We start from the raw sequence: 25012 nt of genomic DNA, 5'->3' as shown, positions 1-25012 counted from the left end.
CCCTTCATCTCTCTCGCTCAGGGAGAGGTGAAGAGGAGGGCCCGATCAAAATGCTGAGCGGGAAGATCTAACTGGCCCATCGACCGGCTCCGCTATCGTCCTGAGGTGCTTCGCGTGAGCGAAGCCTCGAAGGAGGATCCTGCGGAGCAAGGCGGCCGGCAGACGAGCTTCGTCCGATCTCGATCCGGGGCGTTCCCTGGACCCTCCTTCGAGGCCCGGCTTCGCCGGGCACCTCAGGATGATGGCCGAGTTACCTTGCAGTTCTGTCCGGGCACGAAAAAAAAGCCCTCGCCGGTGGCCGGCGAGGGCTTTCTTGTTTCCGGGCCGCGCCCTTACCAGGCGAGGGTGGTCGATCCCATCAGCGCCTTGTCGATCGCGTGCGCCGCCTGGCGGCCCTCGCGGATCGCCCAGACCACCAGCGACTGGCCACGGCGCATGTCGCCGGCGGCGAACACCTTGTCGACCGAGGTGCGGTAGTCCTTGGTGTTGGCGGCGAGGTTGCCGCGCCGGTCGAGATCGGCGCCGAGCTCGGCCAGCATGCCCTCATGCAAGGGGTGCGCGAAACCGATCGCCATGAAGACGAGGTCGGCGCGGATGATGAACTCCGTGCCCTCGATCGGCCGGCGCTTCTCGTCGACGCGGGCGCATTCGACGCCCGTGACCTTGCCGTTCTTGCCGACCACGCGCAGCGTGGCGCAGGCGAATTCGCGCTCGGCGCCCTCGGCCTGCGAGGAGGAGGTGCGGAACTTCGTCGGCCAGTACGGCCAGACCGTCAGCTTGTCCTCCTTGAGCGGCGGCATCGGGCGGATGTCGAGCTGGGTGACGGCCAGCGCGCCCTGGCGGAACGAGGTTCCGACGCAGTCCGACGCCGTGTCGCCGCCGCCGATGACGACCACGCGCTTGCCGGTCGCGATGATCGGCTCCTCGTGGATCTCCTCGCGGCCGACGCGGCGGTTCTGCTGGACCAGGAACGGCATGGCGTAGTGCACGCCCTCCAGCTCCGAGCCCGGCAGCTTCGGATCGCGCGGCGCCTCGGCGCCGCCGGTCAGGAGCACCGCCTCGTGGTCGGCGACCAGCTCGGCGAAGGGCTTGTTGACGCCGATGTTCTGGCCGTAGTGGAAGGTCGCACCCTCGGCCTCGATCTGCGCGACGCGGCGGTCGATGTAGTGCTTCTCCATCTTGAAGTCCGGGATGCCGTAGCGCAGCAGGCCACCGGCCTTCGGCTCGCGCTCATAGACATGGACGTCGTGGCCGGCGCGGGCGAGCTGCTGCGCGGCGGCAAGGCCGGCCGGGCCGGAGCCGACGATCGCGACCTTCTTGCCGGTCTTGACCGCGGCGATCTCCGGCTTGATCCAGCCCTGGTCCCACGCCTTGTCGGCGATCGACTGCTCGACCGACTTGATGGCGACCGGGATGCCTTCCAGGTTCAGCGTGCAGGCTTCCTCGCAGGGCGCGGGGCAGATGCGGCCGGTGAATTCCGGGAAGTTGTTGGTCGAATGCAGGTTGCGCGCGGCCTGCTGCCAGTCGCCGGAATAGACGAGGTCATTCCAGTCCGGAATCTGGTTGTGCACCGGACAACCGGTGTCGCCATGGCAGAACGGAACGCCGCAATCCATGCAGCGCGCCGCCTGGCGCGATACGTCCTGGTCGCTCAGCGGCAGGGTGAATTCCCGGAAGTGCCGGATGCGGTCCGCAGCCGGCTGGTACTTCTGGTCCTGGCGGTCGATTTCGAGGAAGCCCGTTACCTTACCCATTTCTTTCCCTCACTCCGCCGCCACGCCGTAGCGCGCGCGTTCCATCTCGATCAGGGCGCGCCGATATTCGACCGGCATGACCTTGCGGAATTTCGGACGATAGCTCTCCCAGTTCTCCAGGATCTCCTTGGCCCGGCTCGAGCCGGTGTAGTGGAGATGCTGCGAGATCAGCGTGTGCAGGCGCTCGTCATCGTGACGGTTCATGTTCGACGTGATGTCGATCCGGCCCTTGTGCTCGATGTCGCCGCCATGGTGGTGCAGCTTCTCCAGCAGGTCGTCCTCTTCCTGGACGGGCTCGATCTCGACCATCGACAGGTTGCAGCGCTCGGCGAAGGTCTCGTCCTCGTCGAGCACATAGGCGATGCCGCCCGACATGCCGGCCGCGAAGTTGCGTCCGGTCTTGCCGATGACGACGACGATGCCGCCGGTCATGTATTCGCAGCCATGGTCGCCGCAGCCCTCGACGACGGCGATCGCGCCCGAATTGCGGACGGAGAAGCGCTCGCCGGCGACGCCGCGGAAATAGGCCTCGCCCTCGGTCGCCCCGTACAGCACGGTGTTGCCGACGATGATCGACTGCTCCGGCACGATGCGGCTCGTCTCGGACGGACGCACGACGATGCGGCCGCCGGACAGGCCCTTGCCGACATAGTCGTTGCCTTCGCCGATCAGGTCGATCGAGACGCCCCGCGCCAGGAAGGCCGCGAAGCTCTGCCCGGCGGTGCCGCGCAGCGTGATCGCGATGGTGCCGTCCGGCAGGCCGTCATTGCCGTAGCGCTTGGCGACTTCGCCCGAGAGCATGGCACCGGCCGACCGGTCGGTGTTGCGGATCTCGGCCTCGATCGCGACCGGCTTGCCGGTGGCGAGCGCCGGGGCGGCCGCCTCGATCAGCTTGCGATCGAGGATGTGGTGGATCGGGTGCTGCTGGGTCTCGGTGTGCCGGATCTCGTCCGGGCCGGCCTCGACCTTGTGGAACAGCTTGGTGAAGTCCAGTCCCGATGCCTTCCAGTGATCGATCGCCGCGACCTTGTCGAGCCGGTCGGACTGGCCGATCAGCTCCACCAGGCTGCGCACGCCCATCGCGGCCATCAGCTGACGCACTTCCTCGGCGACGAAGAAGAAGTAGTTGATGACGTGCTCGGGCTCGCCCTTGAAGCGCTTGCGCAGCACCGGGTCCTGGGTGGCGACGCCGACCGGGCAGGTGTTCAGGTGGCACTTGCGCATCATCACGCAGCCGGCCGCGATCAGCGGCGCGGTCGAGAAGGCGAACTCGTCGGCGCCGAGCAGCGCGCCGATGACGACGTCGCGGCCGGTGCGGAAGCCGCCGTCGACCTGCAGGGCGATGCGCGAGCGCAGGCCGTTCAGGACGAGGGTCTGCTGCGTCTCGGCGAGGCCGATTTCCCACGGGCTGCCGGCATGCTTGAGCGAGGTCAGCGGCGAAGCGCCGGTGCCGCCCTCGAAGCCGGAGATCGTGATGTGGTCGGCGCGCGCCTTGGCGACGCCGGCGGCAACCGTGCCGACGCCGACCTCCGAGACGAGCTTGACCGAGACATCGGCCGTCGGGTTGACGTTCTTCAGGTCGAAGATCAGCTGGGCCAGATCCTCGATCGAGTAGATGTCATGGTGCGGCGGCGGCGAGATCAGGCCGACGCCCGGCGTCGAATGCCGGACCTTGGCGATGGTCGCGTCGACCTTGTGGCCGGGCAATTGTCCGCCCTCGCCGGGCTTGGCACCCTGCGCCACCTTGATCTGCATGACATCCGCGTTGACGAGATATTCCGTCGTCACGCCGAAGCGGCCGGAGGCGATCTGCTTGATCGACGAGCGCATCGAGTCGCCGTTCGGCAGCGGCAGGAAGCGCTCGGCCTCCTCGCCGCCCTCGCCGGTGTTCGACTTGCCGCCGATCCGGTTCATGGCGATGGCGAGCGTGGTGTGCGCCTCGCGCGAGATCGAGCCGAACGACATGGCGCCGGTGGCGAAGCGCCGGACGATCTCCGAGGCGGGCTCCACCTCGTCGAGCGGCACCGGCGTCAGCCCGACATCCTCCGCCATCTTGATCTCGAACAGGCCGCGCAGCGTCAGCAGCGACTTCGACTGCTCGTTCATCGCCCTGGAGAAGTCCTCGTAGCGCTCCCACGAGCCGATCCGGACGGCGTGCTGCAGGGTCGCCACCGAGTCCGGCGACCAGGCATGCTTCTCGCCGCGCATGCGGTAGTTGTACTCGCCGCCGATATCGAGCGTGTTGCGCAGGATCGCGCCGTTGCCGAAGGCGGCGGTGTGGCGACGCACGGTCTCTTCCGCGATCTCCTTGAGGCCGACGCCCTCGATGGTGGTGGCGGTGCCGAAGAAGTAGCGGTCGACGAATTCCGAGGCGAGGCCGATCGCGTCGAAGATCTGCGCGCCGCAATAGGACTGGTAGGTCGAGATGCCCATCTTGGACATGACCTTGAGGATGCCCTTGTCGATCGACTTGACGTAGCGATGCACGATCTCTTCGTCGTCGACCTCCTCGGGGAAGTCCTTCTTCATGTCGGTCAGCGTCTCGAAGGCGAGATAGGGGTTGATCGCCTCCGCGCCAAAGCCGGCCAGCACGCAGAAATGATGCACCTCGCGCGCCTCGCCGGTCTCGACGACGAGGCCGACCGAGGTCCGGAGACCCTTGCGGATCAGGTGATGGTGCACGCCGGCGGTGGCGAGCAGCGCGGGGATCGGGATCCGGTCGGGGCCGATCATGCGGTCCGACAGGATGATGATGTTGTAGCCGCCATGCACCGCCGCCTCGGCGCGCTCGCAGAGCCGCTCGAGCGCGTCGGCCATGCCTTCGGCGCCCTGCGCGATCGCGTAGGTGACGTCGAGCGTCTTCGACTGGAACGGGTTGTCGTCCAGCTCGCCGATGGCGCGGATCTTCTCGAGATCCGGGTTTTCCAGGATCGGCTGCCGCACCTCGAGCCGCTTGCGGCGGCCGGCGCCCTGCAGGTCGAACAGGTTCGGCCGCGGCCCGATGAACGAGACGAGGCTCATGACGAGCTCCTCGCGGATCGGGTCGATCGGCGGGTTCGTCACCTGGGCGAAGTTCTGCTTGAAGTAGGTGTAGAGCAGCTTCGACTTGTCGGAGAGCACCGAGATCGGCGTGTCCGTGCCCATCGAGCCGACCGCTTCCTGGCCGGTGGTCGCCATCGGCGCCATCAGCAGCTTCAGGTCCTCGGTGGTGTAGCCGAAGGCCTGCTGGCGATCGAGCAGCGTCACGTCGGTGCGCGGCGCGCGCGGCGGCACCGGCGGCAGGTCCTCGAGCACGATCTGGGTGCGCGCCAGCCACTCCTGGTAGGGGAGCTTGGTGGCGAGCTCGGTCTTGATCTCCTCGTCGGAGACGATGCGGCCCTGCTCGAGGTCGATCAGCAGCATGCGGCCGGGCTGCAGCCGCCACTTGGTGATGATCTTCTCCTCGTCGATCGGCAGCACGCCGGACTCGGAGGCGAGCAGCACGTCGTCGTCCTCGGTGACGAGGTAGCGCGCCGGGCGCAGGCCGTTGCGGTCGAGCGTGGCGCCGATCCGCAGGCCGTCGGTGAAGGCGACGGCGGCCGGGCCGTCCCAGGGCTCCATCAGGGCGGCGTGATACTCGTAGAAGGCGCGCCGCTGCTCGTCCATGAGCGGGTTGCCCGCCCAGGCCTCGGGGATCAGCATCATCGCCGCATGCGGCAGCGAGTAGCCGCCCTGCACGAGGAACTCGAGCGCGTTGTCGAAGCAGGCGGTGTCCGACTGCCCCTCATAGGAGATCGGCCACAGCTTCGAGATGTCGTTGCCGTAGAGCTCCGAGTCGACGGAAGCCTGCCGCGCCGCCATCCAGTTGACGTTGCCGCGCACCGTGTTGATCTCGCCGTTGTGCGCGACCATGCGGTAGGGGTGGGCGAGACGCCAGGACGGGAAGGTGTTAGTCGAGAAGCGCTGGTGCACGAGCGCGATCGCGCTTTCGAAGCGCTCGTCGTGGAAGTCGCGATAATAGGCGCCGAGCTGCTCCGCCAGGAACATGCCCTTGTAGACGATCGTCCGCGACGACAGCGACACGACGTAGAAGTCGTTGTCGAGGCCGGAATAGGCCGCGTAGATGCGGTTCGAGATCACCTTGCGGATGATGAACAGCCGCCGCTCGAAGGCGTCGTCGCTTCCGATATCCTTGCCGCGTCCGATGAAGACCTGCCGGTGATAGGGCTCGGTGGCGACGATGTCCGGCGCCTTGGAGAGCGAGGAATTGTCGACCGGCACGTCGCGCCACCCGAGCAGCGCCTGGCCCTCGGAGGCGACGACCTCCTCGACGATCTTCTCCATGCCGGCGCGCGTCTCCGCGTCCTGCGGCAGGAAGAGGAAGCCGACGGCGTAGGTTCCGGGCGCGCCGATCTCGAAGCCGAGCCGGTCGGCCTCGGCCGCGAAGAACCGATGCGGGATCTGCACGAGCATGCCCGCGCCATCGCCCATCAGCGGATCCGCGCCGACGGCGCCGCGATGCTCGAGGTTTCGAACGATCTGCAGGCCGCTCTGCACGATGCGGTGCGACTTCTCGTTCTTCAGGTTCGCGATGAAGCCGACGCCGCAGGCGTCGTGCTCGTTTCGCGGATCATACAGGCCTTGGGCGCCGATTCCGCCGGCCTTGTTGCGTGCGGCGGTGCTTTTGGCCGCGCGGGCCGTCGCCGCTGCTGCCATCTGCATTTCCGCTTCGCGCAAGACCTTTGGCATCTTCGTGCCCTCTCTCATCCTCTATGGTTCATCATTCGACGTCTCGACCGGCCGCTCGCCCGCCTGTCCCCTCGGGGACGTTTGGATGACCAACCGGCGGATCCGCCGTATTCGAAACTTGGGCCGCATCGCGTCCCATCAGTACCGCGCCGGCTTTGCTCCGGCTGCGACCGGCCGCCTCGGCCGGGTCCGTTCAGCAAGCAAGGTTCGTTCCGAACTCTGCCGCCTTTCTCGCCAATGCGCCGAAACGCTTGTCGTTACACTCGATAATGGGACAGTAAGACTGTCCTAATTCGAGGCGCGCCAAAATGCCAGAACTCTTTCCGTACGGCAAGCGCCCTCGCGATCACGCATTATGTTTATTTCGTAATGTCGGCCGCCATCACACTTTCGTTCACGAACGCGTGGCGGCAACGTAACAAAGTTGCCGGACGCCCTTGTGACGTTGCGGAATGGCCGGCGCCGCGCGGGGCGATTTTCTTGCATTAATTTTAGGCAGGCGGCTGCGCGTTTGTGAGGCGGGTTTCCGGTCGGGAAGGGGCTTGCGCTTGGGCCCTTCCGGTCGCGATATGGAGGGATGATCTTCGCAAGCGACAATTGGGCAGGGGCGTCCGACCGTGTGGCGGCCGCGCTTGTCGGAGCGGCTGGCGCCGAGACGCCGGCCTATGGCGACGACCCGGTGACGGCAACCGTAGGGGCCGCGTTCAACCGCGTCTTCGAACGCGATGTGGCGGCCTTCTTCGTGGCGACGGGAACCGCGGCCAACGCGCTGGCGCTGGCCCAGTTCGGCCGGCCCGGCGGCGTTGTCTTCTGTCATCGCGATGCGCATATCGCGGTCGACGAGGGCGGCGCGCCGGAGTTTTTCGGCGGCTCGCGCCTGCATGCGATCGACGGCGCCGACGGCAAGATCGAGCCGGCGGCGCTCAGGGCGGCGATCGAGCGCTATCCGCCGCGCGCCGTGCATCACGGCCAGCCGGCGGCCGTGTCGATCAGCCAGCTGACCGAGGCGGGCACGGCCTATTCGCCGGCGGAAATCGCCGGGATCGCCGCGGTCGCTCATGCCGCCGGCCTGCCGCTGCACATGGACGGCGCCCGTTTCGGCAATGCCGTCGCCGGGCTCGGCGTCACGCCGGCCGAGGCGAGCTGGCGCGCCGGTGTCGACGTGATGTCGTTCGGCGGCACCAAGAACGGCTGTTTCGCTGCCGAGGCCGTTGTCTTCTTCGATCCCGGCAAGGCGCATGGCTTCGCCTTCCACCGCAAGCGCGCCGGGCATCTCTTCTCCAAGAGCCACTTCGTCTCCGCGCAGTTCGCGGCCTATCTCGAGGGCGATCACTGGCTCGAGCTGGCCGGGCGCGCGAATGCGATGGCGCGCCGGCTGGCCGAGGGCCTCGACGAGGCGGAAGGCGCGCGGCGTGTGCGGGCGCCGGACGGCAACGAGGTGTTCGCGGTGGTTTCCAGGGAGCAGGACCGGCGCCTGAGGGCGGCCGGCGCGACCTATTACGAGTGGCCGGCCGACGGCATGGTGGCGCCGGCGGAGCGGGATCGCTTCATCGCGATCCGGCTGGTGACGAGCTTCCGGACGAGGCCCGAAGAGGTCGATCGGTTCCTGCGCATTATTTCGGCAGACGCCGCTTAAAAAACAGGCGCCCCGCTTTCGCGGGGCGCCCCATCCACAGGTCTGTATCCGCTCGTCAGGCGGCCTTCGCCTCGATCTGCTGGCCGGCGGACTTGCCGCTGGTAATCGTGATCGTGCGGGGCTTCATCGCTTCCGGGATCTCGCGCACGAGCTCGACATGGAGCAGGCCGTTCTCGAGCCGGGCGCCCTTCACCTCGACATGGTCGGCAAGCTGGAATCGGCGCTCGAACGACCGCGCGGCGATGCCGCGATACAGAACCTCGGCGTCCTTGCCGTCCTCGGCCTTCTTCTCCCCTTTCACGGTCAGCGTGTTCTCACGCGACTCGATCGAGAGTTCGCTGTCGTTGAAGCCGGCCACGGCCATGGTGATGCGGTAGGCGTTCTCGCCGGTCCGCTCGATGTTGTAGGGCGGATAGCCGGGCACGCCCGCCTCGACGCCGGAGGCCTGGTCGAGCAGCGAAAAGAGACGGTCGAAACCGACGGTGGAGCGATAGAGGGGGCTCAGGTCAAATGTACGCATATCGGTGTCCTCCTTCAGAGCGACATAGAGGTAAAAACCACGCCGCGCCGCCATTCTTGGCCAGTGCCACGTGCCTCGCGGACCCGATATCGGCATCCGCAACTTCGATGTGGGGGGCCCGTTCTGCGTCTTCAAGGGGAGGCGTGGTTCGGCTGTGGGCGAGCGCCGGGCTTTCGCTGAACGCCACATGAACGACCAATTCGGATGGTGTTCAGCCGCCGGGTGGCATCGTCGCCATCAATCCCGGCGACGCCCCCGTCTGCCGGCAAGGAGACAGAGCATGATCAAGGGCATTCTCGCAACGTCGGCACTGGTCGGGGCGCTGCTCGTTCCGCTGGCCGCCCAGGCCCAGGACTATCGCTTCGAAGGCGGCCGCGGCGGCTACGAGGATGGCCGTGGCGGCTATAGCGGCCCGCGCGGCTCCGGTCCGCGCGACGGCTATCGCAACGATCGCCGCCGCTATCCGCTCAGCACCCGCGAGCTCTACCGGGCGATTCGCGCCCAGGGCTATCGCGACATCAACATCCTCCGCGATCGCCGCGACGTCTCGATCGTCCGTGCGGTGGCGCGTGGCCGCGAATGGATCCTCGTCGTCGACGCCTATTCCGGCGACATCCTGCGCCGCCGCATCGTCGACAATGGCTGGCGGCGGGATCGCGGCTGGCACGGCGGCTGGGGCGAGGACTGGCGCCGCTGGTAGTCGCGCCGGCCGGGCGCTCCGGCTTCCCTGTCGGTCGGTCCCGATCCGCCCCCCGCGCGGGATCGGCCTGTCAGCCGGCGGCATCGCGAGATGTCGCCGGTTTTCGTTTGCCGGCCTTGCTTGTCGGCTCCGGGCGGCTCGGCTAAGACCGGAGGACCCTCGAACGCGGATCGACGCGGCGGATGAACCTGTTTTCCTTTCCCGAGAACCCGATCCCCCATGGCGCCGTCGCCCAGGAGGTGACGACCGCCGACGGCGTGACCTTGCGCGCCGCGACCTGGCGGCCGCCCGGCCGGCTCAAGGGCACCGTCTGCCTCGTCCATGGCCGCGCCGAGGCGATCGAGAAATATTACGAGGTGGTCGGCGACCTGCTCGGCCGGGGCTTCGCCGTCGCCACCTTCGACTGGCGCGGGCAGGGCGGTTCGGACCGGCGCCTGGAGAATCCGCGCAAGGGCCATGTCGACGATTTCTCCGAATATGAACGCGATCTCGAGGCGTTCATGCAGCAGGTCGCGCTGCCGGATTGCCCGCCGCCCTTCTTCGGGCTGGCGCATTCGACCGGCGGGCTGATCTGTCTCCGCGTCGCCCGTCGCTCGCGCCAGACTTTTTCGCGCATGGTGCTGGCGTCGCCGCTGCTGGATTTCGGCGGCTTCGCGCCGTCGCGCAGCGTGATCAACTTCACCGCCGGCGCCTTCTCCCTGCTCGGTCTCGGCGATGCCTTCCCGCCGGGCGGCAAGATCGCCGAGGTCGACGAGCGCGGCTTCCGATTCAATCCGCTGACCAGCGATCCGCGCCGCTTTGCCCGCACCGCCGCGATTGGCAAGGCGCATCCGGAGCTGACGGTCGGCGCGCCGACGATCTCCTGGCTGCATGCCGCCTGCCGGGCGATGAACGAGGCGGCCGATCCCGCGTTCGCCGCCAGCATCCGCATTCCGACGCTGATGATCGCGGCGGGCGAGGACAAGGTGGTGTCGCCGCTCGCCATCGAGCGTTTCGCGCGCGAGATGCGGATCGGCTCCCAGATCGTCATTCCCGGCGCGCGCCACGAAATCCTGATGGAGCGCGACCCGATCCGCAGCCTGTTCTGGGCCGCCTTCGACGCCTTCATCCCCGGCTCGGACCTCTGACGGGCCTGCCGCGGGCAAGCCCTTGTTCCGACGAACGGTTTTTGCGAGCTTGCGGCATGCTTCGAACCGCAGGACTGGACCCATGGATCTGAAACTTTCCGACAAGACCGCTCTCGTCTTCGGCGGCTCGCGCGGTCTTGGCCGCGCCGTCGCAGCGGAACTCGCGGCCGAGGGTGCCCGGGTGGTGATCGTCGCGCGCGACGCGGCGCGGGTCGAGAAGGTCGCCGCCGAGATCGGCGCCATCGGCCTGCCGGGCGACGTGTCGAAGCCGGGCGCCAGCCGCGCGCTGGTGCAGCAGGCGGCGAAGCTGCTTGGCCGCGGTCCCGACATTCTCGTCACCAACACCGGCGGACCGGCGCCCGGCAATTTCGAGGCGATCTCGGACGCCGCCTGGCAAGCGGGCTTCGACAATCTCTGGATGAGCTTCGTCGAGAGCGTCGGCGCGGCGCTGCCGGCGATGCGGGAGAAGGGCTGGGGCCGGATCCTCGCCGTCACCTCGGTCGCCGCCAAGGAGCCGATGAACGGGCTCGTCGTCTCGAACGGCCTGCGCGCGGGCCTGCTCGGCCTCGTCAACGCACTGAGCCGCGATGTCGCGGCGGCGGGGATCACCGTCAACGCGTTGCTGCCGGGCTACACCAATACCGACCGCATGGCCGAACTCGGCGTCACCAGCGCGACCGTCGGGCCGAAGGTGCCGGCCGGCCGCATCGGCGAGCCGGAGGAATTCGCGGCGCTCGCCGCCTTCCTCGCCTCGGAGCGCGCCGGCTACATCACCGGCCAGGCGATCGCCGTCGACGGCGGCCTGCTGCAGTCGATCTGACGCGGGGGGGGGGGGCAGGGGGCGCCATGGCACCCCTGCCTCTCGTCCGGGATCAGCGGTTCAGCGTTTCGAGAATCTTGTCGTGCAGGCGGGCGTCGCCGCTCGCCACCACGCGGCCGCCGCTCGTCGCCGGGCCGCCTTCCCAGTTGGTGACGCGGCCGCCGGCGCCCTCGATCACCGGGATCAGGGCGACGATGTCGTAGGGATGCAGGCCGACCTCGATGACAGCGTCGACGAAGCCGGCGGCGACCATGCAATAGGCGTAGCAGTCGCAGCCATAGCGAACGAGCCGGACCTGGTTCTCGACCCGCTCATAGGCTTTGCGATCGGCGCCCTTGAACAGCGCCGGCGTGGTGGTGAACAGCACCGCGTCGGCGATCTCGGCGCAGGCGCGCGTCTTCAGCGCCCGCTCGCCTTCGGGGCCCTTGTACCAGGCGCGCGTGCCGTCGCCGGCGAAGCGCTCGCGGGTGAAGGGCTGCGCCATCATGCCGAGCGCCGGCTTGCCGCCCGAGACGAGGCCGATCAGCGTGCCCCAAACCGGCAGGCCGGAGATGAAGGCGCGCGTGCCGTCGATCGGGTCTAGGATCCAGACATTCTCCGCATCCGTCTGCTCGTCGCCGAACTCCTCGCCCATGATGCCGTGATCGGGATAATGCGAGTTGATCAGCGCCCGCAGCGCCTGCTCGGAAGCCTTGTCGGCGACGGTCACCGGGTCGAAGCCGGCGCTCGCCTTGTTCTCCACCGAATCGAGTGCGCGAAAATGCGGCATGATCGCTTTTCCGGCAGAATCCGCGAGCCGGTCGAGAAAGGCGATCAGGTTCGGATCGGTCATGCTGAGCTCCTGAAGGGCGGCCGCATGGGTGCCATGCGCATTTCGCATGGCCGTTCCGGTGCGGGAAGCCTTTGTCTAACAGGCTGATTTCAATTGTCGAATTCTATTCCTTCCGCGCCGGTTCGGGGCCGTGGCGCGGCGAGGGCTGCGGAATTGTCGCAGCGTGGCGGACGCTGCGGAAAAGGTCTTGATATTTTTGCAGTGCAAGCGCAACTTATTGCAGTGCGGCAGCTCGATTGGCGTCGACCTGCCGCTGCCCTTCTTGGGCGTTTCCTCCCTAGACTTGGGCCGCCTCGTATCCACGAGCGGCCCTTTTTTCTGCCCGGTCGGTGGGGAGGGATGGTCTATTCCGCCGCCTCGGCCTGCGGGTAGAGGGTCGCGTCCGGCACGCTCGAAAGCGCCGTGGTGAACCGGGCGAGATCGGCGGCGAGGCGCTCGAAGCCGGCATTCAGCTGCAGCGTCCGTTCGTTCAGGTAGAGGCCGCGATTGATCTCGATCTGCAGCGCGTGCAGGCCGCCGGCCGGCCGGCCGTAATGCTCGGTGATGAAGCCGCCGGCATAGGGCTTGTTGCGCGCCACCGCATAGCCCGCATCGCTCAGGATCGCGTAGGCGGCCTCGGTCAGCGCCGGGGCGCAGCTCGTGCCGTAGCGGTCGCCGAGCACGATGTCGGCGCGGGCCCGGCCTGGCGCCGCCCGCACCGAGGACGGCATCGAGTGGCAGTCGATCAGCACGCAGAAGCCGAAGCGCTGGTGGGTGACCGTCAGCAGCTGGCGCAAGGTCTCGTGATAGGGCTTGTAGACGGTCTCGATGCGGTGCAGCGCCTGGGCGACCGGGATCGGCTCGGCGTAGATCTCGACATTCTCCGAGACGACGCGGGCGATGGTGCCGAGCCCGCCGGCGACGCGCAGCGAGCGGACATTGGCGTAGGGCGGCAGTTCACCCTCGAACATGCGCGGGTCGAGCTCGTAGGGCTCGCGGTTCACATCGAGCCAGGCGCGGGGAAAATGCGCCCGCATCAAGGGCGCGCCGAGCGGCACGACGGAGGCGAAGAGATCGTCGACGAAGGTATCCTCGGAGCGGCGGATCATCCGCTCGTCCAGTTTCGACGCCTCGAGGAAATCGACCGGATAGACGCGCCCGCTATGGGGCGAGTTGAAGACGAACGGAATGCGCTGCTCGGCGGGAGCTACCACCTCGAAGGGAAGCGCATTCGGAATGTCGAGCGCGACGTCGATGATGATTCTCCTTTCTTCGACCGCGGCGGGATCGCGGCGCGACTGAGGATGCCGGCGGGTTCTGCGGCCATCCGAAGGGCCGCGGCGGCGGGTGGCGCGCCCTCTTCACCTGATCTTTACTTCGTTCAGCCATAATTCAATAACCAAATCGCCAGGGTGTCGCGAGGCGCCCGTTCGAAGATGCACGAGACCGACCATCCAGCCATGGATTCCCTGATGAACCGCATCCTGCTCGCCGAAGACGACAACGACATGCGCCGCTTTCTGGCGAAGGCGCTGCAGAATGCCGGCTACGACGTCGTTTCCTTCGACAATGGCCGCAGCGCCTATGAGCGGATCCGCGAGGAACCGTTCACGCTGCTCCTGACCGACATCGTCATGCCCGAGATGGACGGCATCGAGCTGGCGCGCCGCGCCACCGAGCTCGATCCCGACCTGAAGGTGATGTTCATCACCGGCTTCGCCGCCGTGGCGCTCAACCCGGATTCGAACGCGCCCAAGGATGCCAAGGTGCTGTCGAAGCCGTTCCACCTGCGCGATCTCGTCAACGAGGTGGAACGCCTGCTCGCCGCCTGACGAAGTTTTCAACAGGGTCGAAAACACGGGGCTTGAAGCTTCGGAAATGACCTTGTATACCCCCGCTCACGCCGCCGGTCCCGCCGGTCGCGTTCTGAAGGATGGGCGTGTAGCTCAGCGGGAGAGCACTACGTTGACATCGTAGGGGTCACAGGTTCAATCCCTGTCACGCCCACCATCCTTCCTCCTCCACCTTGAAGACATTGCCAAATCGACCGCGCGGCGCACCTGCCGCGAAAAGTCGCCTCGAGGGCTGCTCGCAGGCGATGATGTCGTGGGCGGGTGACCCGCCGGACAGGGCCCGGCGGGCTGAGCTTAAACCGGGTTGCTGAGCACCCCGGCGGCGATCGCCTGAAGCTGCGACGCCTTCAGGATCGACGGCTTCTCGTAAGTCTTCTTCATTTGTAGCCCTCCATAATTTCAGACCTGCCTAGCTTGCTTGCTTCGACGGTTGCAGTCGATTGCAGGCCGGCAACACTCGCCTCGAAACTTGAACCAGTTACGGCCCGCCCGGCAACGGCGGTACCGTCACGCCGCCCTCGAAGCCCTGCGCCGTCCAGTCATAGATGACCGTGTCCGTCCGGAAATTGCCGGCGCGCGAGGCGGATAGGTCGAGAATGTCGACGATCACCGTGGTCCACATCACCGATAGCAACCCGATCAGGAGCCGGGCCGGTTTCCGCTTGAGCCCGAGCTGGTAGCCGAGACATCCCATGCTGAGCAGGGTTATCAGGAGGAGCAGCCAGACGATCTGCGATGGCAGGCGCATCTGGAAGGCGAAGCGCTCGGCCGTCGCGGCGTCGAAGACGTCGTTGAGGGACGTCATGAGCGTGGCCGAGATCGGCCCGGGCTGATCGCGAACCACCGCGGACAAGTGCCCCCAGATCTCGGACTGCATGGCACTGGTGCGGTCGTTGATCTCGGAGATCTCGCCGGAACCGTGTTCGGCGAGGATGAAGGCCCGGCGCAGCGCGGTATAGTCCACGAGCAGGCGGGCGATCTCGTCGCCGCGCGCCGTGCCGATCGCCTTCGCCCGCAGCCAGGCGGTGCCGATCGCGTTCGCCTCCGTCAGCGTGCCCTGGCGCCGCTCGGAATAGCGCGTGTTGGCGAAGGTCAGCGTCAGGGCCAACACGAAGGCGAGCAGCCCGAGCATGCCGCCGACGACGATGCCGACCGTTTCCGCCTGCCCGTCGACGCGCCGTCGCCAGAGGCCGAGGCGAAAGCCGATCTCATGCGACGCCAACTGGGCCACGAAAAGCAGGGCACCGAGCAGGAAGACGCTGATGGTGGCGACCGAGACCAGGAACTCCATGATGGAATTTGCCTCCTCTGGCTCTGCGTTTCGAGGCGGCCGCCGGAGCAGGCCCATCCGGCGCTCGAAAGCGCAGGCTAGCACTGGCCGTCGCGCCTGGCATCCCGGCGCAGTTCAGCCCCTTCCATGCAGCGCACGCCAGGCCGGCAGCGTGCCCGACTGGGGAAGGGCGGTTGCCTCGTAGACGGCGCGGGCGCAGGCGCGGGCGAGCGTCCGCACCACGGCGTCGCCGATCAGCGCCAGGTCGAAGACCGGGTCGGCGAGCGGCTTGTGGCCGGTGGCGGCGGCGAAGATCGTGTCGCCGTCGAGCGGCGTGTGCACCGGCCAGATGGCGTGGGCGTAGCCGTCATGCGCCATCACGGCGAGGCGCTTGCACTGCGCCTTGGTCAGTATGGCGTCCGTCGCGACGACGGCGATGGTCGTGTTGGCGCCGGGCGGCAGGCCCTTCAGCGGTGGTCGCTCGGGCAGCCGGGGCAGGGGATGCGGCAGGCCGAGGCCGCCGAATTCTTCCGCCTGCTCGAACGGCGCCGCCCAGAAATGCCCCTTGTCGCCGAGATTGACGCCGCCGCAGGCGTTGACGGCGACGAGCGCGCCGACCGTATGGCCGGAGGCGGCGACCATCGAGGCCGAGCCGAGGCCGCCCTTCAGGTCGACGGTGGTGGCGCCGGTCCCGGCGCCGGCGGTGCCGAGCGCGAAATCCCGCGCCGCGGCGTTCGCGGCGGCATAACCGAGATCGCGATAGGGCGGGAAGCGGCCCCAGTCCTTGTCGCCGCCATTGATCAGGTCGAACAGCACCGCGCCGGGCACGATCGGCACGCGTGCCGTCCCGACCTCGAAGCCGATGCCTCGCTCGGCCAGCGCCGCCATGACGCCGGCGGCCGCGTCGAGCCCGAAGGCGGAGCCGCCCGACAGCGTGATGGCGTGGATCGCGCCGACGGTCTCGTCCGGCGCCAGCAGGTCGGTCTCCCGCGTGCCGGGCCCGCCGCCGCGCACATCGACCGAGGCGACGGTCGGCGCGTCGAAGACGACCACCGTCACGCCGGAGGCGAGCGCGAGGTCCGTGGCGTTGCCGACCTTGAGGCCTGCGACGTCGGTGATCAGGTTCTGCATGCGATTCTCGCCCCGTGGGAACTGTGTCGCCCCGGCGCCCGCATTCGCGTCCGGTGGCGTCGATCGGCCCGGCGACTGTGCCATGCGGTCCCGCGCGTGCAAATGCCATGTGACTCGAAGGGGCCTCTTGCCAAGTGCCCCTGTAGGACGGCGGCCGGCGGTCCATTTGCTGTCCATCCTGGCCCCCCACTCCGGCGACTGGCTCCCCTCGACGCGGCGGGACCTTGTCGCGCCGGGGTTGAGACGCCTTGGTCCACACCAGACTTGATGCTAGTGACCGATGGTTCCCCCCATCGCTGTGGAAATGCCAATGCACGGTCGGACGGACTATGACCATCTCGCGCTGACGGCGCGCGAACTGGAGCGCCTCGAGGCTTTGGAGCGCTACGGCCTCGAAGACGGCTACACCGACGATGCCCTCGACCGAATCACGCGGCTCGTGACGACCGCTCTGGAAGTCCGCTCGTCGGCCATCTCCGTCATCGGCAAGGAAACGCAGTGGCTGATGTCGACCTATGGACTGACGCGCTGTGCCAGCCCGCGCTGCGATTCCTTCTGCTCGCACGTCGTGGCGCTCGACCAGCATGTCGGCGTGCCCGATGCGCGGCGGGACATTCGTTTCGCCGGCAATCCGCTCGTGACCGGCCATCCGGACATCCGCTTCTATCTCGGCGTGCCGCTGCGGACGGCCGAGGGCTTCGTCGTCGGGGCGCTCTGCGCGGTCGACGACCGGACGCAGGAGATCCAGGAGCGCCATGTCGAGATCCTGACCGACCTGGCCGCGCTGGTGATGGATCGCATCGAGCTGCATCTGGCGGCGGCGCTGGACGGGCTGACCGGGGCGCTGCGCCACAACGCCTTCCTGAGCGAGGCCGGACGCGACTTCCAGCGCGCGGCGCGCAATGGACAGGCGCTCAGCTGCCTGATGATCGATGCCGACCACTTCAAGTTGGTCAATGATCGCTTCGGCCATGCCAAGGGTGACCAGGTGCTCGCGCTGATCGGCGGGGTCTGCAAGTCGTTCTGTCGCGCAGGCGACTATACCGGCCGGGTCGGCGGCGAGGAATTCTGCGTGATGCTGCCCGGCGTCGCGGCGGAAGGCGCCCTGGCCATCGCGGAGCGGCTTCGGGTGCAGATCCATGCCGCCAGCCTGGCGGCGCCCGACCTGCCGGCGGTGACGGTCAGCATCGGCGTGGCGACCCTCGGGTCCGGCGACGCGGCGATCTCGGACGTCATGGCGCGTGCCGACAGGGCGCTCTACGCGGCCAAGCATGCCGGCCGCAACCGTTGCCGCAGCGCGTGAGGGCGCCCGCGCCGCCCTTGCGGCTCCAGCCGGGGTGGCGAGGCCCCGGCTGTCACATCCATCGCCTAGTGTGGTGATGTCGGATTTCGCGCGGCCTTGGCGTACGACCCAAGCGGTCGTTCGATCGCTGGCCTGACGGAGGGATGATGCGTTGATGAGGCCCCGAGAATATCGCCCGGCCAGCTGGCTTGTCAGTCTGACGCGCCTCAATCCCAAGTCGAGCTGGCCCTGGCGGCATTCGACCCGCCTGGCGATCGCGATCACCGTGCCGATGCTGGTCGGCGTGCTGGTCGGCCAGGTCGAGGCGTCGATGCTCGTCTGCCTCGGCGCGCTGCTCAATTCGACCAAGGTCCAGACCGACCCGTACCGGCAGCGCCTGCTCAACTTCCTGATCGTCGTCCCGATGGCGATGGCCGGTTTCGTGCTTGGCTCGCTGGTCGCCGGGCATGGGCTGCTGACCCTGCTGTTCCTGATCCTGGTCGCCCTCGTGTCGGGGCTCGTCAGCGGCTATGGCGCCGCCTTCTCGACAGGCGCCATGCAGATGCTCGTGCTGGCCGTCATCGGCGCCGCGCATCCCGGCTCGTCGTCCCTGTGGCAGTCGCCGCTCCTGTTCGCCTCCGGCGCCGCGTTCGCGGCCGCGCTGATCGCGGTCGAGGCGCTGTTCGACCGCCACCTCCCCGAACGGCAGGCGCTCTCCCGCCTGCTGCATGCGCTGGCCCACCTGGCGCGCATCGCCGCCGATCCACCCAAGCCGACCACGGCCTCGCTGGCGACCCCGTTCGAACAGCAGCGCCGCCACGTCACGGATGCGATGCAGGCGGCCTATTCGAACCTACTCGAGGCCCGGCTGAACAGCGAGGGCAGCACGCGCGACAGCGACAGGCGGGCGGCGCTGCTGTCGACGATCGACGCGATCTTTTCCCGGCTGGTGGCGAGGCAGGGCACGGCCGCGGAACAGCGCAGCATCGGCCGCTGGCTCGACACGATCGCCGCCGCCCAGGCCAGGGGCGGACCGAGGCCGGTGTTCGACCCGGATCCCGCGGTCACCCAGGCGGGCGCCGCCACCATCGATGGCCTGCTCGACGAGCTCTGGCCGGATTCGCCGGCGGCCGACGAGCCGCGCGTCCAGCGTGGCGAGACCGGCCGCGCCGTCCGTCGGGCGCGGTGGCGGATCCCGGCATCGTTCGCCGAACTGGCCGGGCATCTGACGCTCGGCCACGAGGTGGTCGTCTCGGCCTTTCGCATCGCCCTGTGCCTCGCCATCGCCTTCGCCGCGCAGATCTATCTTGGCGGGGTTCGCTCCTACTGGATCCCGCTCTGCGTCGTGATCGTGATGAAGCCTGATTTCGGCTCCGTCTTCGTGCGGGCGGTCCAGCGCTCGATCGGCACGGTGATCGGCGTCGGGATCGGCGTGGTTCTGTTGATTCTGGTGCCCAAGGGAGTGTGGCTCATCGCCTGCATGGGCGTGCTCGGCTTTCTGCTGCCGGCCGCCGGCCTGCGCGGCTACGCGATGCAATGCGCGCTTCTGACGCCGCTCGTGCTGATCCTGATCGACCTGTCGGTTCCCGGCGCCACGGTCGATTTCGGGCCGCAGCGCCTGGTCGACACGCTGATCGGATCCGGCATCTCCCTGGTGTTCGGCTATCTGATCTGGCCGCGCGACCCGGCGCCGCGCATCCACATGGCCTTTTCCCGGGCCATGGCCGCCACCACCGCGCTGCTGCAGGCGGCCACCGCGCGCGAGCCGGCCGAGGCCGACATCACGCTGGCGACCCTCGACGCCTATCGCAGCGTGTCGAATGTCCGCACCACGCTGCAGCGGGCGATCGCCGAACCGCCGCCGGCGAGCCGGGAGGCGGCCGCGTGGTTCCCCGTCGTGGTCGAGATGGAGCGGCTTTGCGATCGCATGGCGGCGATGGCGCAGCTCAACCTGTCGGGCGGGGCGAGCTTCGATCCGGCCGCGGTGGCGCAGCGCGTCGCGACGCTCGAGCAACTGGGCGGGGAAAGCTCGGCGACGGCGAAGGAGGCGGAAGCAGGGACCGGCGCGGCGGCGGCCAGCGACGACGCGGCCTTCCGCGAGATCGACGGCGGGCTGGTCCGGCTGGCGCAGCTGCTGTCGCCCGCCTAGATCCGGGTCGCCGCAAGCGGGCGGCCGGGATCTAGGCGCCGGTTCGATCGCGCTTCCGTGGCGCGAACCGGCCTTGGCGGAGACGGTTCTAGTGGTGCGGCTCGGCGCTCCGCGGGCCCTGCTCGGCCGCGGGCTTCGGATGGTGCCCGCGGTCGCGATCCGACAGGTCGAGCCGCTTCATCGGCGTGAGCGTGGCGGCGGCGACCTGGCGGATCCAGGGTGCATATTCCGCCCGCATGGCGGTGTAGTCCTCGAGGCACTTGGCCTTGTCGGCGGGTACCGGCAGGCCGGCGGCGACGAGCGCGTCGTAGAGGCCGTCGAAACGACGGAGCATGGCGCTGGAGAGCGCTTCGCTCATCTCCGGCGCGCCGATGCCGAGCGACGCCGCGATCAGCCGCATCGTCACCGTGCCCTCGCGCTGGCAGATGCGCACTTCCGAGGGGGTATTCGGTCCAAGGCAGGCGGTCACCGCCGTCGCCGCGTCGAGCACGGCGGAGGACGTCGCGAGCCAGCTCGTGCCCGGATAGATCGAGGGGACGTAGGAGAGGATCGGCGAGAGCGTATGGGTCTCGCGGATGCCGCGGAACCAGTGCTCCCAGTCCTCCCAGCCTTCGCCGATCGCATCGGCGTGCTTCTTCGCCAGCAGCCAGCTGAGATAGCGCTCGCTATTGGCCTCGTGGTCCGCCCGCGCGTAGAGCCAGCCGACCTTGCGCTCGCGGGTCTGGACCGAGGTCTGGTAGCCGGGCACGAAGGTGAAGAGCAGCATGACGACGGCGAGGCCGATCGCCGCCTGGAACACGGCCAGGTACTCGCCGATCAGCGATGACGGCGTGAGATAGCCGAGCGTGCTGAGGGCCGAGCCGCTGGCGCTCAGCGCGCGCCAGAACTCCGGCTCGATGCGGAGGCCCCAGAGGATGCCCGTGAAGGCGAGCTGGACCAGCAGGAACCACGTCACGACCGAGAACAGCGTGAAGAGCGGCATGATCCAGGCCTGGCGGCGCTGGGCCTCCTCGTAGCTGGCGTCATCGGCGATGAAGCGCTGCACGATCGCCACGGCGGTCTTGCGCGCGGTCCGCTCGAAGATGTCGCTGCTCTTCGAATTCAGCAGGGCGACGACGACGATCGAGCGGAAATAGAGGACCAGGAGAAAGACGCCGACGACGGCCGCCAGAACATAGAGGACAAACATGGTTGGGCCGCCTTGGTTGCGAGGGGGCTTGGGAGTCCGTCACGGACGCCTTCGCGGCGTCACGTCCTTTTCTTGAAAAGGCCGCCCGGCATCTGCGCGTGCGGATGCGGCTTGAGATCGGCCTTCGGCAGCAGGAACAGCCAGGTCGCGAAGACGAAGGGGGCGGTGAAGGAGGGAATGCCGATCGGCGCAAGCGCGGTATCGAGCGCGCCCTGCACGAGCACGGTGAAGATCGTGCCGAGCAGCGCGAACGCCGTGACGCGCATCGACGGGGTGTAGAAGACGCAGCCGAGCGCCACCGCCGTCAGCACGGCGCTGAAGCCGTAGAGGCCGGCATTGATGGAGGCGAGGCTGGCGCCCAGCAGCAGCGAGACGATGAGCGCGACGGCCGCGCCGAGGCCGGCGAACAGGGCCGCCCAGGGCGTGGAGACGAACAGGCCGATCAGCACCAGCGCGCCGCTGACCGGATTGTTGATCAGGAAGACCTGGGCCGGTCCCTTGAGCCAGGCGACGAAAAGCTCGCTCGCCGAAAGCGCGGGCTCGGCGGCGGCCGCGGCGGCCTGCGGCAGCGCCGGCGGTCCCATCGAGGCGATCGGTAGATGGCCGAAGGAATAGGCGCCGAGCACGAGGAACCAGGTGGTCAGCACGAAGGGGAAGGTGAGGGCGGGGACTTCCCAGGTCTTCATGACCTTGGCGATGGCGAGCATCGCGACGGTCGATACCGCGGCGCCGACGACGAGGATGAACCACATGCCGGGGCCATCGACCAGGAAGGTCGGGACGGCGGCGCCGACAAGGACGCCGTTGAAGCCGAACAGGCCCTGGTTGAGCGAAGGCTCGTCGACGTCGAGCAGCATCGCCGTGGCGGTGGCGATGACGAGCGCCACGACCGCGCCGATCGCAATGTCGATCTGGCCACCGACGATGGCGCCCCAGGTGATCGCCGCGATGAAGAACAGGCCCGTCAGCGGATTGTTCTGGAAGATGACCTGGCCGGCGCCGCGCAGGTTGATGTCCAGGAAATGGAGGACCGGGTTCTTCGACGCGGTGTTCGTCCATTTGGAAAGTGCATCCGACATATCGTCCCCTTCATATCTGATGCGGCGCCGCCGCTGGCTCCTGCGGCGAGAATGGTCTCAGGGCTGCGGGCGCCTCACGCCCACAGGAAATTCTCGGGTACCTTGTGCCCGGCGGTGATCTGGCGAGCCTCGGACCAGAATTCGCGGATCTTCGCCATCACGGGGGCCGACTCCATCGCCAGCACCTTGAAGATGATGCCCGCATCATTGGGAAGGCGGCTGGCGCCATAGGCGATCTCGTTCTCGGCGTCGAACACCGGCTGCACCAGCTCGAACAGGGCGTCGGCCTTGTCCTTCGGCGTCAGCACGACAACGTTGCCGAAGACGTGAAAGCCGCCCATCGCGCCGAGGCGCGTGAGGTCGTCCTGCTCCGGCTCCAGCACGAATTTCTCCGTGAAGAGCGACGTGCCGTCCGGGCGTGCGGCCGCGATCGTCGACGAGAACAGCTTGTAGACGAAGATCTCGCCCTCGCCGTAGTACTTCCGTCCCGGCATCATGATGTCGGAATAGATCAGCGTGGCGGTCGGATCGATCGAGATCTGCGTCGCCTGGATGTAGCGCGAATTGCGGGCCGGGATGATCGGCCGCGGGATGTATTCGAGATAGGACCCCGCCGCCAGCGTCAGCAGCTGGGTCTGGCTGGCGTAGTTCGCGTCCATCTCGTGGATGCGGGTCGCCGACTGGGTCGTGACATGGGCCTGCGCGTCGGCGGCCATGTCGATCTCGATGATGTTGCGGTCGCCCTGCAGGATGCCGCCGGCATTGGAGATGATGGAGACGCAGGGCAGGCCCGGCATCTCCTCATCCCAGTAGAGCGCCTGCTGCGCAATCAGCGGCGCGCGGCGATGCAAGGTGCGAAGCAGGCTCTTGTGCGGGCCCGGCACGAAGCCGAGCCGCAAAAGGGCGTTCTTACCGAAGGAACCGCTTGGCAACTGCGGGGGCTCGTCCTGGTAAGCCCCCAGCTCCCTGGCGCCGCTGATCATTACGCGCTGGCTTCCATCGTCTCGAACAGGACGTTCTGGCGGATGAGCTTGGTCAGCTCCTCGATGCCTTCATTCGTCTTGCAGTTGGTGAACACGAACGGCTTCTTGCCGCGCATCATGCGCGAGTCATCGTCCATGACCTTGAGGCTCGCGCCGACATAGGGGGCGAGATCGGTCTTGTTGATGACGAGGATGTCGGAATGGCTGATGCCGGGGCCGTTCTTGCGCGGGATCTTGTCGCCGGCGGCGACGTCGATCACGTAGATGAAGAAGTCGACGAGCGCCGGGCTGAAGGTCAGCGTCAGGTTGTCGCCGCCGCTCTCGATCAGCACAATGTCGGAATCAGGGAACTTGGCTTCCATCTCCTCGACGGCGGCGAGGTTCATGCTCGGGTCTTCGCGGACCGCGGTGTGCGGGCAGCCGCCGGTCTCGACGCCGATGATGCGATCCTCGTGCAGGATGCCGCGCAGCGTGCGCTGCACGTGCTTGGCGTCTTCGGTGGTCACGACGTCGTTGGTAACGACCAGAACCCGGTAGCCGAGGTTCACCAGCAGGGGCGTGACGGCTTCGATGATCGCGGTCTTGCCGGATCCGACGGGGCCGCCGATGCCGATACGGGGGATCTTTTTCATTGTGCTATCCAGCCAGAGTTAGTTCATGAACATGCGCACGTGACCCTTGACGTGCACGGCCGCGAGGATGTCGACGGTCGGGGCGAAGCTGGCCATCTCGTCGATGGTCGCGTCGGCGACCCGATTATACGCCGGTCCCGCGAGGGCAGTAACGTCCAGAAGGATCTTCTGGGTATCGACGAACGAGATCCGCATGAGGCGGAGCGCGGCGCTGAGCACGGCGTTGGCGACGCCGTACTGCTGGACGCCGAAGGCGTCGAAACGGTTGGCGCCGAGCGCGCCGAGCGCGATGGCGAGGCTGACCGGGTGGGTGCCCGGCGTGCCGCCGGCCTTGATCCGCGCGAACCAGTCGCGCGGAAGCTCGGCGTCGATCATGCCCGATGCCAGCTCACAGAGCTTGCGCCCCATGCGCAGCGTCATCAGGCGCGTCTCCTCGTTGAGCTTGCGCTCATGCGTCATCCGGTCGATGCGGATGAGCTCGTCGATGTCGCCCGCCTCCACCGCCCTGTGGGCGCAGAGAAGGGCGACGCCGTCGCTCGACGCCGCCTGCAGCATCGTGGTCTCGGTGAAGGCCCGCAGCGTCTTCGGTCCGTCGACGAGCCCGAGCTGGATGGCGGATTCAAGTCCGTGAGAGAACGAGAAGCCGCCGACCGGAAACGCGGAATCGCCGAACTGCAGGAGATACAGCAGACCTGCCATGGACCTGCCGGGCAGGGCCTCAGTGTCCATGGCCATGCGAATGAGAGTGACCATGCCCGTGTTCGTGGCGCTGCGAGTCGCTGTGATGCGAATGCGGCGTGTCGCTGGCCCCGCCGAAGAGGCGGCGCGATTCATGCGGCGCCAGGTAGGGGATCACCTCCGAACCGGGCGTGAACTCGTAGCGGACGCCCGGCAGTGCGTGGGTCTTCATGACCGAGGCCATCACCTTGCGGTCGACGGTCAGCGGCACATAGACCTTGGTGCCCTTGACGACGGCCGGCCAGTGCTGGTTGCCCAGCGCATGACCCAGCTCGAACAGCGTCTGCACCATCTTCTCCATGTTCTCGCCGACGACGTCGGCGAGGTCGATGATCATGACCTCGCGCAGCGAGATGCGGGCGACGATCGCCGCCCGCTTGTCCGCGTCCCAGGCGAGGATGTCGCCATCATGCAGGTGGGTGTTGCGGTCGAGCGAAAGCGCCAGCTCGACCTCCTGCTGGGTGGCCTTGCGCAGGCGGCTTTTCTGAGCCTCCCACTGATCCAGTTCGAGCCAGTCGATCGTGGCGCCCTCGAGGGTCTTGATCCATTCGGGATCGCGCGCGTTGCCGAGGGTGGTTTCGATGATTTTCATGTGTGCCTCTGCCGCACC

The 25012-nt window shown here is 67.8% G+C and carries 20 protein-coding genes and 1 tRNA gene; 8 read left to right on the top strand and 13 right to left on the bottom strand.

The window, feature by feature from the left end; genetic code table 11:
• Nucleotides 1–332: 332 nt before the first annotated feature.
• Both G539_RS0119925 and gltB read right to left on the bottom strand, forming a co-directional pair.
• Nucleotides 333–1754: a glutamate synthase subunit beta gene (locus tag G539_RS0119925; RefSeq protein WP_029076760.1), complete on the bottom strand. Its 1422-nt coding sequence runs from the start codon at nt 1752–1754 to the stop codon at nt 333–335.
• A 9-nt stretch (nt 1755–1763) separates the two neighbouring features.
• Complete coding sequence (gltB, locus tag G539_RS0119920) at nt 1764–6449, bottom strand: glutamate synthase large subunit (protein ID WP_029076759.1); 4686 nt, start codon at nt 6447–6449, stop codon at nt 1764–1766.
• Nucleotides 6450–7059: 610 nt separating this feature from the next.
• Here gltB and G539_RS0119915 point away from each other — a divergent pair.
• A complete protein-coding gene (locus G539_RS0119915) occupies nt 7060–8118 on the top strand; it encodes a threonine aldolase family protein (protein WP_029076758.1) in 1059 nt (352 codons plus the stop codon).
• A gap of 55 nt (nt 8119–8173) precedes the next feature.
• On the opposite strand, the gene G539_RS0119910 is transcribed toward G539_RS0119915, so the two are convergent.
• Complete coding sequence (locus tag G539_RS0119910) at nt 8174–8638, bottom strand: Hsp20 family protein (RefSeq protein ID WP_029076757.1); 465 nt, start codon at nt 8636–8638, stop codon at nt 8174–8176.
• A 280-nt stretch (nt 8639–8918) separates the two neighbouring features.
• On the opposite strand from G539_RS0119910, the gene G539_RS0119905 reads away from it, so the two are divergent.
• From G539_RS0119905 to G539_RS0119895, 3 genes are all read left to right on the top strand, one after another.
• Nucleotides 8919–9338 carry a hypothetical protein gene (locus tag G539_RS0119905; protein ID WP_029076756.1) on the top strand — a complete coding sequence of 140 codons (420 nt, stop codon included), beginning with the start codon at nt 8919–8921 and terminating at the stop codon, nt 9336–9338.
• A 182-nt stretch (nt 9339–9520) separates the two neighbouring features.
• Complete coding sequence (locus tag G539_RS0119900; protein ID WP_029076755.1) at nt 9521–10465, top strand: alpha/beta fold hydrolase; 945 nt, start codon at nt 9521–9523, stop codon at nt 10463–10465.
• An 82-nt stretch (nt 10466–10547) separates the two neighbouring features.
• Entirely contained in the window at nt 10548–11285 is a 738-nt protein-coding gene (locus G539_RS0119895; protein ID WP_029076754.1) for an SDR family oxidoreductase, read from the top strand.
• 52 nt (nt 11286–11337) lie between these two features.
• On the opposite strand, the gene hisN is transcribed toward G539_RS0119895, so the two are convergent.
• Both hisN and G539_RS25565 read right to left on the bottom strand, forming a co-directional pair.
• Nucleotides 11338–12117, bottom strand: coding sequence for a histidinol-phosphatase (gene hisN / locus G539_RS0119890; RefSeq protein ID WP_029076753.1), 780 nt, complete (start codon nt 12115–12117; stop codon nt 11338–11340).
• A gap of 344 nt (nt 12118–12461) precedes the next feature.
• Complete coding sequence (locus G539_RS25565; RefSeq protein WP_156912052.1) at nt 12462–13310, bottom strand: N-formylglutamate amidohydrolase; 849 nt, start codon at nt 13308–13310, stop codon at nt 12462–12464.
• A 255-nt stretch (nt 13311–13565) separates the two neighbouring features.
• Between G539_RS25565 and cpdR the strand changes: the two genes are divergently transcribed.
• Both cpdR and G539_RS0119875 read left to right on the top strand, forming a co-directional pair.
• The gene (gene cpdR, locus G539_RS0119880) at nt 13566–13928 is read left to right on the top strand and encodes a cell cycle two-component system response regulator CpdR (protein ID WP_244670002.1); all 363 of its coding nucleotides are present in this window, start codon (nt 13566–13568) and stop codon (nt 13926–13928) included.
• A 103-nt stretch (nt 13929–14031) separates the two neighbouring features.
• Nucleotides 14032–14106, top strand: a tRNA-Val gene (locus G539_RS0119875).
• A 321-nt stretch (nt 14107–14427) separates the two neighbouring features.
• Here the strand turns inward: G539_RS0119875 and G539_RS0119865 are convergent.
• Both G539_RS0119865 and G539_RS0119860 read right to left on the bottom strand, forming a co-directional pair.
• Nucleotides 14428–15240 (bottom strand): bestrophin-like domain, encoded by an 813-nt coding sequence (locus tag G539_RS0119865; RefSeq protein ID WP_029076751.1) that lies wholly within the window; start codon nt 15238–15240, stop codon nt 14428–14430.
• A gap of 114 nt (nt 15241–15354) precedes the next feature.
• On the bottom strand, nt 15355–16350 hold the full coding sequence (locus G539_RS0119860; protein ID WP_029076750.1) for a P1 family peptidase: 996 nt from the start codon (nt 16348–16350) through the stop codon (nt 15355–15357).
• Between the two features lie 310 nt (nt 16351–16660).
• On the opposite strand from G539_RS0119860, the gene G539_RS0119855 reads away from it, so the two are divergent.
• Nucleotides 16661–17653 (top strand): GGDEF domain-containing protein, encoded by a 993-nt coding sequence (locus G539_RS0119855; RefSeq protein WP_029076749.1) that lies wholly within the window; start codon nt 16661–16663, stop codon nt 17651–17653.
• 154 nt (nt 17654–17807) lie between these two features.
• Complete coding sequence (locus G539_RS0119850; RefSeq protein WP_029076748.1) at nt 17808–19781, top strand: FUSC family protein; 1974 nt, start codon at nt 17808–17810, stop codon at nt 19779–19781.
• Nucleotides 19782–19869: 88 nt separating this feature from the next.
• On the opposite strand, the gene G539_RS25560 is transcribed toward G539_RS0119850, so the two are convergent.
• From G539_RS25560 to G539_RS0119820, 6 genes are all read right to left on the bottom strand, one after another.
• Nucleotides 19870–20970, bottom strand: a complete 1101-nt coding sequence (locus tag G539_RS25560) for a hypothetical protein (protein ID WP_051231710.1) — start codon at nt 20968–20970, stop codon at nt 19870–19872.
• A 59-nt stretch (nt 20971–21029) separates the two neighbouring features.
• On the bottom strand, nt 21030–22049 hold the full coding sequence (gene yut / locus G539_RS0119840) for an urea transporter (RefSeq protein ID WP_029076747.1): 1020 nt from the start codon (nt 22047–22049) through the stop codon (nt 21030–21032).
• Between the two features lie 74 nt (nt 22050–22123).
• The gene (locus tag G539_RS0119835; protein WP_029076746.1) at nt 22124–23032 is read right to left on the bottom strand and encodes an urease accessory protein UreD; all 909 of its coding nucleotides are present in this window, start codon (nt 23030–23032) and stop codon (nt 22124–22126) included.
• Entirely contained in the window at nt 23032–23664 is a 633-nt protein-coding gene (gene ureG, locus G539_RS0119830; RefSeq protein ID WP_029076745.1) for an urease accessory protein UreG, read from the bottom strand. The genes G539_RS0119835 and ureG overlap by 1 nt, the downstream gene beginning before the upstream one ends.
• Nucleotides 23665–23682: 18 nt before the next feature.
• A complete protein-coding gene (locus tag G539_RS0119825; RefSeq protein WP_156912078.1) occupies nt 23683–24399 on the bottom strand; it encodes an urease accessory protein UreF in 717 nt (238 codons plus the stop codon).
• Entirely contained in the window at nt 24383–24994 is a 612-nt protein-coding gene (locus tag G539_RS0119820) for an urease accessory protein UreE (protein ID WP_029076743.1), read from the bottom strand. Before G539_RS0119820 ends, G539_RS0119825 begins: the two co-directional genes overlap by 17 nt.
• Between the last annotated feature and the right edge of the window lie 18 nt (nt 24995–25012).

It is taken from the genome of Kaistia adipata DSM 17808 (assembly GCF_000423225.1).
Taxonomy (GTDB): domain Bacteria; phylum Pseudomonadota; class Alphaproteobacteria; order Rhizobiales; family Kaistiaceae; genus Kaistia; species Kaistia adipata.
The sequence above is the reverse complement of the archived record's forward strand: the minus strand, read 5'-3'. Positions and strand labels throughout refer to the sequence as shown.